Genomic DNA, 622 nt, shown 5'->3' on the forward strand with positions numbered 1-622 from the left:
GGCCGGGGCACCGAAGAGCCGACCCGCGAGGCCCTCGCCGCCCTCCGGGACGACCTCGCCCACGCCGTGGCCGAGGCCCGCGAGGCCAGCGGCACGTTCGCGTCCTGACGACCGACGCGGGACGGAGAAGCGAGAAACGGCAGGGGGTCCCCGGAACACTCCGGGGACCCCCTGCCGTCACTCTCCGGGACCGGCTAGAAGTCCTCGTCCAGGTCGACGGTGCCTTCCACGGCGACCTGGTACGAGGACTTCTAGCCGGTCCCGGAGAGTGACGGCAGGGGGTCCCCGGAGTGTTCCGGGGACCCCCTGCCGTTTCTCGCTTCTCCGTCCCGCGTCGGTCGTCAGGACGCGAACGTGCCGCTGGCCTCGCGGGCCTCGGCCACGGCGTGGGCGAGGTCGTCCAGGAGGGCGGCGAGGGCCTCGCGGGTCGGCTCGTCGGTGACCCGGCCGTCGGCGATCTTCAGGGTGGCCTGCGGGATGCGCAGGTCCNNNNGCCGCCGCCGACCAGCCACTCCAGCGCGTTCTTCAGCACACCGGAGGTGCCGTGGGCGTACTCCGGCGTGACGATCAGCAGGGCGTCCGCCGCGCCGACCGCGGCCCGCAGCTCCGCCACCACCTCGGG

The 622-nt window shown here is 74.4% G+C and carries 1 protein-coding gene; it reads right to left on the minus strand.

Annotated features, from left to right (window positions below; genetic code table 11):
- Positions 1-460: 460 nt before the first annotated feature.
- Complete coding sequence (locus CCN44_RS40290; RefSeq protein WP_086704094.1) at positions 461-616, minus strand: NADPH-dependent FMN reductase; 156 nt, start codon at positions 614-616, stop codon at positions 461-463.
- Between the last annotated feature and the right edge of the window lie 6 nt (positions 617-622).

This window comes from Streptomyces tricolor (genome assembly GCF_002155905.1).
GTDB classification, from domain to species: domain Bacteria; phylum Actinomycetota; class Actinomycetes; order Streptomycetales; family Streptomycetaceae; genus Streptomyces; species Streptomyces tricolor.